Source organism: Micromonospora sp. S4605 (assembly GCF_003176715.1).
GTDB lineage: Bacteria > Actinomycetota > Actinomycetes > Mycobacteriales > Micromonosporaceae > Micromonospora > Micromonospora echinaurantiaca.
On the sequence record NZ_QGSW01000281.1, the window covers coordinates 19,193 to 28,119 of the forward strand.

Genomic DNA, 8,927 nt, shown 5'->3' on the forward strand with positions numbered 1-8,927 from the left:
GCTGCCGCCGGGCGCGCGAGCGCCAGGCGGAAGAAGCCAAGGTCCCCCGAGGTATATGCGGGTAGATCGCCCCCGCACCCGGGTAAGGGCCAGCAGCCAAAGGGCATGCAGTGGGTGCGCCCGCTCACGCGCGCTCCGATCCCATCGCGCCTTTGACGGCTAGCATCCGGGATGCTTCCAGGCTGGCGAGTCTCGGCTACGCCCGCCAGGCATCGAGCCATCTGAACGAGCCGAACCCAACCGGAGCAACAATGACTCTCTGGATCCCCCAGATGCTGATCTCGGAGAGCTGGCAGGCCCAAGTCCGGACCCTCGGATGAAGAACTTCGTAGGTGGGTTCGACGCTCAGGGGCAGGTCCTCCCGATGACATACATGCGGATGAGGGCCGCCACCGAGGAATGGATCATTACGAAGTCCACTCGCGAGGGGCCTGCAACCTGCTCAAGGCATCCCAGGACATGTTCTGCTTGGGCTAATACTCATACGAGCTGGTAGCCTGCTCTAACTCTTGGTCGCTCTTCGCCGTCGAAACGGCAGAGGTGGGCTAGTCATCCTCCGTCGCACGGCTTCGCCCGCCGTCCCGCCCACGCTCGTTATGACGCGTGCACCGGCAGGACACCCGCCTGACCAAAGTGGAGCGCAACGGTCCTTCGAGACCTCGGACATCGGCGACCGTTCGAGCGTCGCTGACGGTGGCGGACGGTGACGACAACAGGCGGGCTTGCGTCCATGGGCACACGGCTCTCCTGACCGGAGACCATCTCCGTAGCGGTAGCATGGCTTCCGTGCAGGAGATGCCTGGTGTCGCTGATGTTGTCATACGGGAAGTCCCGCAACCTTGGATCGATGATGTGTCCGTGGCAGTCGCTGCGACGTCACCCGATGCAGCCGTCGTCGTGCTCCCTGAGTTTTTCGAGCGTGGTATCGCCGTCTTCCCGGCCTACCTGACGCCCGTCGTCAAGACCCTACGGGCCGACGGGATCGGCGCGTCCTTTCTCAACGGCGAGCGAGGCAGAACGTTTCGCAGCACGTTCTCCGCTGAGCCAGCAGCGATCTTCGTCGGAATCATGCTTAATATGCTTAGCAACGGCCTTTACGACGCAGTCAAAGTCACCTTTCAACTTCTGCGGCTACGCTTGGCTGAAATGCGAAACCCCGCTGGCGCCGACACCACGACTCTTCGTATGGCCTTACCTCGCAACGCGGACGGCACGGGCTTGCTGTGGCAGGAGATCATCGGCCCCTCGGATAAGGTCCTGGCTTATGCAGAAGCCGCTGCTCGGCGACACCTCTCCGCCGCGGGCACGTCGGCGCCTAAGCCAGAGAACTGACAAAAAGTGGCGCTTAGCCTAAGCAGCGCTGAAATTGCACTCACCCTCATATTGCGTAGTGGCACGAAAGTTGGAGGACATTTCCTCCACTATGGCCCCTTGCCTCCAGCGGGCGGATCGGCGAGGGTGCAAGCTCTGAGGGTCGCAGGCCTTGAGGAGTTGCGCGCCGCTAAGAAAGGCCTATTGCTCGCGCAAAATGAGGCCGGCTGTTCGACAGATCACCCTCTGCAGGGACCGCGAGCGCCTTGGTGGATCTACGGCTCGGCCGGGAATCCGATGCCTCCATGTGCTATGCAAGCTCGGAGCGGGGCAGGCGAGCACTTGGCGCGTGAGGCTCTGCGGCATGCGGTACGCGCCTTTAACCTACTTGAGGACCTAGACGAGGCGTTAGATGCGCATCGGTTAGTCCATGAGTGCGGCACCTTCGTTTCATGGCACTACGGATGCAGCTTACTGCTCACCGATGATGGTTGGCGCTGGAACTGCCCGGTAGTCCTGTCTCACCTTAGGCTTGGATATTCTGCAGGCTTCACGGCTACTCGCATATGCTCCATCTGCGCCGGGGACATATCTGAATGCCCACATCTTCCTGGGCGATCCTATCAAGCACGGGTGATTGACCCTGAGGAATGTCCTTGCGACTCCTTCTCTCGCTGCACTCACAATGTCGGAGATGTCATCGAGGTCACCCCTCATGCAATAGTGAAGGAAGCGGAGCTTCACGAGATCTCGGTAGTTTCAAGACCCCGTGACCCGTTGGCGAGGATTTCCGAGGTAACCTTCACTCAGGAGTCGATCTCATCAATGCTCGGCGGGCGAGAAATTCCACCCTATTTGACCGCCATGGACTGCCATCACTGCCGCCAGTCCTGTACAGGGTTATGGGATGGAGAAGTGTTTGGTCGCCTATTAGGTGAGCCGCCCTCGTGATTGTTATCGCTGGCGTGCCATGGCAAGGGCACAGGTCACAGTGCCACAACGGCCGCCGTCTCCGCTGGTAGTTCGATGCGGTCCCGCATCACCGTGACCCCGTCCGCCGTGGCCAGCAGCACCCGCCGCGCCACCCCCGGCAGCGTGATCCCCTGCGGCTTGCCGGCTAGGTTCGCCGCCACCAGCGTCTCCCCCCGCCGCATCACCAGGAACTGGTCCCCGTGCCGTACCGCTACCCGGTCCAGCCGGGGATCGGCCAGGTCCGGCCGGGCCTTGCGCAGCGCGATCAGCCGCCGATAGAAGTCGTACATCTCGCGGTGTTCGGGCTTGTTCAGCTCGGCCCAGTCCAGTCGCGACCGCGCGAAGGTCTGCGGGTCCTGCGGATCCGGCACCTCTCCGGGCGGCCACCCGTGCGCGGCGAACTCCCGCCGCCGCCCTGTCGCCACCGCAGTCGCCAGCTCCGGCTCCGGGTGACTAGTGAAGAACTGCCACGGCGTCGAAGCCGCCCACTCCTCCCCCATGAACAGCATCGGAGTGAACGGCGCCGTCATCAGCAGGGTCGCCCCCACCCGAAGCAGCGCCGGGGAGAGCGACGCCGAGATCCGGTCGCCCGTCGCCCGGTTGCCGATCTGGTCGTGGTTCTGGAGGTACGCCACGAACCGGTGCCCCGGTGTGCGCTGCCTGTCGACCGGCCGGCCGTGGCTGCGGTTGCGGAAGCTGGACCAGCCCCCTGCGTGGAAGAACGCCCCGGTGAGCACGTCCGCAAGGCACTCCAGCGACCCGAAGTCCCCGTAGTACCCCTGCCGCTCCCCCGTCAGCAGCGTGTGCAGCGCGTGGTGGGCGTCGTCGTTCCACTGGGCGTGCAGGCCGTACCCGCCGGCCTCGCGGGGCGTGATGAGCCGCGGGTCGTTCAGGTCGGATTCGGCGATCAGCGACAGCGGCCGGCCGAGGTGCGTGGACAGCGCCTCGACCTCGACGGTCAGCTCTTCGAGGAGGTGCACGGCGCGGGAGTCGGGCATGGCGTGCACGGCGTCCAGCCGCAGCCCGTCGACGTGGTAGTCCCGCAGCCACATCAGCACCGAGTCGATGATGTAGCGGCGTACGCCGTCGGAGTGCGGCCCGTCCAGGTTGACAGTGCGGCCCCACGGGTTGCTCTGCTCGCTGAGGTACGGCGCGAACATCGGCGCGTAGGCCCCGGAGGGGCCGAAATGGTTGTAGACGACGTCGAGGATCACCCCCAGCCCCTTGGCGTGGGCGGCGTCGACGAGGCGTTTCAGCCCGTCCGGCCCGCCGTAGGGCTCGTGCGGGGCGAACCAGCAGACCCCGTCGTACCCCCAGTTGTGTTCGCCGTTGAAGGCGTTGACCGGCAGCAGCTCGATCAGGTCGACGCCCAGGTCGACCAGGTGGTCGAGCTTGCCGATGGCCGCGTCGAAGGTGCCCTCGGGGGTGAACGTGCCGATGTGCAGCTCGTACAGGACGCTGCCGGGCAGTTGCCGGCCGGTCCACGACGCGTCGGTCCAGGGGAACGAGGAGTGGGAGTAGAGCCGGCTCGGCCCGTGCACCCCGGCGGGCTGCCACAGCGAGCGGGGGTCGGGCAGGGCGTGATCGTCGTCGTCGAGGAGGAAGGCGTAGTCGGTGCCGGGGCCGGCGGCGGGCACCTCGACCCGCCACCACCCGCCGGCGGCGGCGCGCATCTCGTGGTCGGCCCCGCCGAAGTGGCGCAGCCGGACCCGGGCGGCTTCCGGCGCCCACACGCTGAACTCGGTCATGCGGCTGCCTCCACGAGATCGGTGGGAGCGAGGAGGGCGACGGGATAGGTGCTCAACAGATCATGAAGGAGCAGGTCAGACCCACTGTAGACCCGTCCGGTGAACATGTCCGTAACGCTGTGAACGGAAATCGACACCCTCGTGTCGCGCCAGCCACCGGCCCGCGCCAGCGCGAGCGGCAGCCGGGTCGCCACCGCGATCGCGCCGCCCCGGTCGAAGGCCACCGCGTGCCGGGCGGCCCGCCCCCGCACCGGCACCGGCCGGTAGCCGGTGAACAGCTCCGGGCGGTCCCGGCGCAGCCGCAGCGTCCGCGACACCACCAGCAGCTTGGCCGCCCCGGACGCGTCCACCGCCGGCCGCCAGCCGGCGTCGAGCCGGGCCAGCAGTTGCCGGCGTACGGCGAAGTCGACCGGCCGCCGGTTGTCCGGGTCGACCAGCGAGTTGTCCCACAGCTCGGTGCCCTGGTAGGTGTCCGGCACGCCGGGCATGGCCAACTGCACCAGCTTCTGCCCGAGCGAGTTGGACCAGCCGGCCTGGGTGATCTCGGCGGCGAAGTCAGCGATCGAAGCGTTCAGGACGGCGTCGTCGTACATCGCGTCGACCAGCGCGTGCATGGCCCGCTCGAACGCCGGGTCGGGGTCGGTCCAGCTGGTCGACGCGGCGGCCTCCCGGGCCGCCTTCTCGGCGTACGCATGGAGGCGCTCGCGCTCGATCGGCCAGGCGCCGACGGCGGTCTGCCACAGCAGGTGCGCGAACGCCGGGTCGGGCAGCGGCACCCTCGACATCCAGTCGCTCACCAGCGACGCCCAGCGCTCCGGCAGCTCCGACAGCACGGCCAGCCGGGCCCGGACGTCCTCCGACCGCTTGGTGTCGTGGGTGGAGAGCGTGGTCATGCTCGCCGGCCAGCGGACATGCCGGGCGGTGGCGAACCGGTGGAACTCGGCCGGCGGCACGCCGAAGTGCGCCGGGCTGCCACCGACCTCGTTGAGCGCCACGAACCGGCTCCACCGGTAGAACGCGGTGTCCTCCACGCCCTTGGCCATCACCGCCCCGGTGAACTGCGGGAACCGCTGGGCCAGCTCGTCGTCGGGGTCGCGCAGCCGGCGGGTGACCGCGTCCAGGGCACCGGTCAGGTCGGGGCGGCGGCGGCCGGCCTCGGCGCGGGCGGCGGCCAGGTGCCGGGCGCCCTCCGGCGGGTAGCCCCGGTACACCGCGAAGGCGGCGGCGAGTTCGGCCAGCGCCGACCGGGCCGCGGCCGGCTCCACCTCGGGGGCGAGCGCGGCCAGCCGGGCCAGCTCGGCGGCCAGCAGCCGGGTGGCGGCGGCCAGCTTGGTGTCGTGGGTCAGGTCCTGCCACGAGGTGGGGCGGCCGACCAGCCGGGTGTCCAGGGCGGTGAAGTCGGCCTCCGCGTCGGGGTCGACGAAGAGGCCGCAGACGGCGGCGAGCGTGTCGTAGCCGGTGGTGCCGTCCACCGGCCAGTCCGGCAGCTCCTCGCCGTACTCCAGGATCTTCTCCACCACCAGCCAGGCGTCGGGCGCGGCCGCCCGCAGCCGGGCCAGGTAGCCGGCGGGGTCGCGCAGCCCGTCGGGGTGGTCGACCCGGATGCCGTCGACCTCGCCGGCCGCCGCCCAGCGCAGGATCTCGGCGTGCGTGGCGGCGAAGACCTCCGGGTCCTCCACCCGCAGCCCGGCCAGGTCCGAGACGGCGAAGAACCGGCGGTACGTCAGCTCGGCGTCGCCGCGCCGCCAGGAGACCAGCTCATATTGCTGCCGGTCGTGCACCTGCCGGGGCGTGCCCTCGCCGGTGCCGTCGGCGATCGGGAAGCGATGCTCGTGGTAGCGCAGCTCGCCGTCGGCCAGCTTGAGGTCGTCGAGGGCGTTCGGGGTGTCGGCCAGCACCGGCAGCAGCAGCCGGCCGCGCTCCCAGTCGATGTCGAACCAGCCCGCGTACGCCGACTCCCGCCCCCGGCGCAGCACGTCCCACCAGGCCGGGTTGGCCGCCGGCACGGCCACCCCGGCGTGGTTGGGCACGATGTCCACGACCAGGCCGAGGCCGGCCGCCCGCAGCGCGCGCAGCAGCCGCCGCCGGCCGGCCTCGCCGCCCAGTTCGGGGTTGACGGCCCGGTGGTCGACCACGTCGTAGCCGTGCGCGGAGCCGGGGGCGGCGGTCAGCAGTGGCGCGCTGTAGAGGTGGCTGACGCCGAGGTCGGCCAGGTAGTCGGCGAGGCCGGCGGTGGCGGCCAGGTCGAAGCCGGGCCGGACCTGGATGCGGTAGGTCGCCTCGACCCGGTGGGTCGGCGACGGCGTCGTCACCTTGGTCAGTGCCCGGACCGGATCGGGTGGCGGGGTGGTGGCCATGTCACGCCGTCCTCTCCAGCACCACCACGCAGCGGTCCGGGACGGTGAGCGCGCCGCCGGCCTCGACCACCGTCGTCTTCTCCGGTTCCGGTTCGGCGGTGCTGATCACCAGTTCCCAGCGCTGCCCGAACTCGGGGCCGGGCAGGGTGAAGTCCAGCGGCGCGTCGTGGGCGTTGAAGCAGAGCAGGAAGGAGCTGTCGACGTGGCGCTGGCCGTACTGGCCGCGTTCGCGGATGCCCTCCCCGTTGACGAAGAGCGCCACCGAGCGGCCGAAGTCGTTGCCCCAGTCCTCGCCGGTCATCTCCCGGCCGTCCGGCGTGTACCAGGCCAGGTCGGGCAGGGGTTCGTCGAGCAGCCGGGAGCGCACCGGCAGGCCGGTGAAGAACCGACGGCGGCGGAACACCTGGTGCCGGCGGCGGAAGCCGACCAGCCTGCGGGTGAACTCCAGCAGGTCGGTGTCGGCGCCGTCCCAGTCGATCCAGGCCAGCTCGCTGTCCTGGCAGTAGGCGTTGTTGTTGCCCCGCTGGGTGCGGCCCAGCTCGTCGCCGTGGCCGATCATCGGCACGCCCTGCGACAGCATCAGGGTGGCCAGGAAGTTGCGCCGCTGCCGGGCCCGCAGGGCGAGCACCGCCGGGTCGTCGGTGTCCCCCTCCACACCACAGTTCCAGGACCGGTTGTGGCTCTCGCCGTCCCGGTTCTCCTCGCCGTTGGCCTCGTTGTGCTTGTCGTTGTACGACACCAGGTCGGCCAGGGTGAACCCGTCGTGGCAGGTGACGAAGTTGATGCTGTGGAACGGGCGGCGCCCGTCGTCCTGGTAGAGGTCGGCCGAGCCGGAGATGCGGGAGGCGAACTCGGCCAGGGTGGCCGGCTCGCCGCGCCAGAAGTCGCGCACGGTGTCCCGGTACTTGCCGTTCCACTCGGTCCACATCGGCGGGAAGTTGCCCACCTGGTAGCCGCCCGGGCCGACGTCCCACGGCTCGGCGATCAGCTTCACCTGGCTGACCACCGGGTCCTGCTGCACCACCTCGAAGAAGGTGGAGAGGCGGTCCACCTCGTAGAACTCGCGGGCCAGGGTGGCGGCCAGGTCGAACCGGAAGCCGTCGACGTGCATCTCGGTCACCCAGTAGCGCAGCGAATCCATGATCAGTTGGAGCGAGTGCGGGCTGCGCACGTTGAGGCTGTTGCCGGTGCCGGTGTAGTCGACGTAGTAGCGCCGGTCGTCGTCGCTGAGCCGGTAGTAGCTGGCGTTGTCGACGCCCTTGAAGCTCAGCGTCGGGCCGAGATGGTTGCCCTCGGCGGTGTGGTTGTAGACCACGTCGAGGATCACCTCGATGCCGGCGGCGTGCAGCGCCTTCACCATCCCCCGGAACTCCTGCACCTGCTGGCCGAGCCGGCCGAGCGCGGAGTAGCCGTGGTGCGGGGCGAAGAAGCCGATGGTGTTGTAGCCCCAGTAGTTGCGCAGGCCCAGGTCGGCCAGCCGGTGGTCGTGCACGAACTGGTGCACCGGCATCAGCTCGACGGCGGTCACCCCGAGCTTCGTCAGGTGCTCGATCATCGGCGGTGAGGCGATGCCGGCGTACGTGCCGCGCAGCTCCTCGGGGATGTCGGGGTGGCGCATGGTCAGGCCGCGCACGTGCGCCTCGTAGATCACCGAGTGGTGGTACGGGGTGCGCGGCGGCTTGTCGTTGCCCCAGTCGAAGTACGGGTTGACCACCACCGACTTCGGCATGAACGGCGCCGAGTCGGTGGTGTTCATCCGCTCCGGGTCGCCGTGTTCGTAGTCGTAGACCGCCGGGTCCCAAATGACGTCGCCGTCGATCGCCTTGGCGTACGGGTCGAGCAGCAGCTTGTGCGGGTTGCAGCGCAGCCCGTTCGCCGGGTCGTACGGGCCGTGCACCCGGTAGCCGTACCGCTGGCCGGGCTCGACCCCCGGGATGTACGCGTGCCAGACGTAGGCGTCCACCTCGCGCAGCTCGACCCGCCGCTCGGCGCCGACGTCCCACTCGTCGAAGAGGCAGAGCTCGATCCGCTCGGCCACCTCGGAGAAGATCGCGAAGTTGGTGCCCATCCCGTCGTAGGTGGCCCCGAGGGGATAGCGCTCACCCGGCCAGACCTGCATGTCGCTCCTTCGGCACAGAATCATGAGCGCATCGCGTCATGACCGCACCGCACGGCGGGCCGGGCGGTGCGCACGGCGGTAATGCCCCGCACCTGGTTCGGCCAATCCATCCTCGCAGCTCGGGGGCGCGAATCGGCCCGAGTCGTGGGCCGGTCGACCCGTCAGGTGTCTTCCGTCACCTTGAGCCCTTTTCCAGATGCGGAATCCGAGTCGATGCCCTTTCCTGGATCAGGGCGCGCCCGCGCGCGTCGCCGTTCGGCCCTCGGCCACCCCCACTTCCCTGTTCCGCCGCCATCGACGCCGGCGCGTCCCACCCTGCCCTGGACGGAGATTGATGTGACCACCCTGCGGGTCGGCGAGCCGCTCGCCACCGCCCCGCTGCCTCTTATACACATCTGACGCTGCCGACGAATAGCCGGG

4 protein-coding genes are annotated in these 8,927 nt (G+C 69.1%); 1 reads left to right on the forward strand and 3 read right to left on the reverse strand.

The features are described from left to right. Positions 1-786 precede the first annotated feature (786 nt). Complete coding sequence (locus tag DLJ47_RS25350) at positions 787-1,332, forward strand: hypothetical protein (RefSeq protein WP_146228193.1); 546 nt, start codon at positions 787-789, stop codon at positions 1,330-1,332. Positions 1,333-2,297: 965 nt separating this feature from the next. On the opposite strand, the gene treZ is transcribed toward DLJ47_RS25350, so the two are convergent. Genes treZ through glgX form a run of 3 tightly spaced genes read right to left on the reverse strand, consistent with a single transcriptional unit; the run spans position 2,298 to position 8,507 of the window. Next, positions 2,298-4,031, reverse strand: a complete 1,734-nt coding sequence (treZ, locus tag DLJ47_RS25355) for a malto-oligosyltrehalose trehalohydrolase (RefSeq protein ID WP_109903474.1) — start codon at positions 4,029-4,031, stop codon at positions 2,298-2,300. Next, positions 4,028-6,388: a malto-oligosyltrehalose synthase gene (gene treY / locus DLJ47_RS25360; protein ID WP_109903476.1), complete on the reverse strand. Its 2,361-nt coding sequence runs from the start codon at positions 6,386-6,388 to the stop codon at positions 4,028-4,030. Before treY ends, treZ begins: the two co-directional genes overlap by 4 nt. 1 nt (position 6,389) lies before the next feature. Beyond that, positions 6,390-8,507, reverse strand: coding sequence for a glycogen debranching protein GlgX (gene glgX, locus DLJ47_RS25365; RefSeq protein ID WP_109903478.1), 2,118 nt, complete (start codon positions 8,505-8,507; stop codon positions 6,390-6,392). Positions 8,508-8,927: the final 420 nt, after the last annotated feature.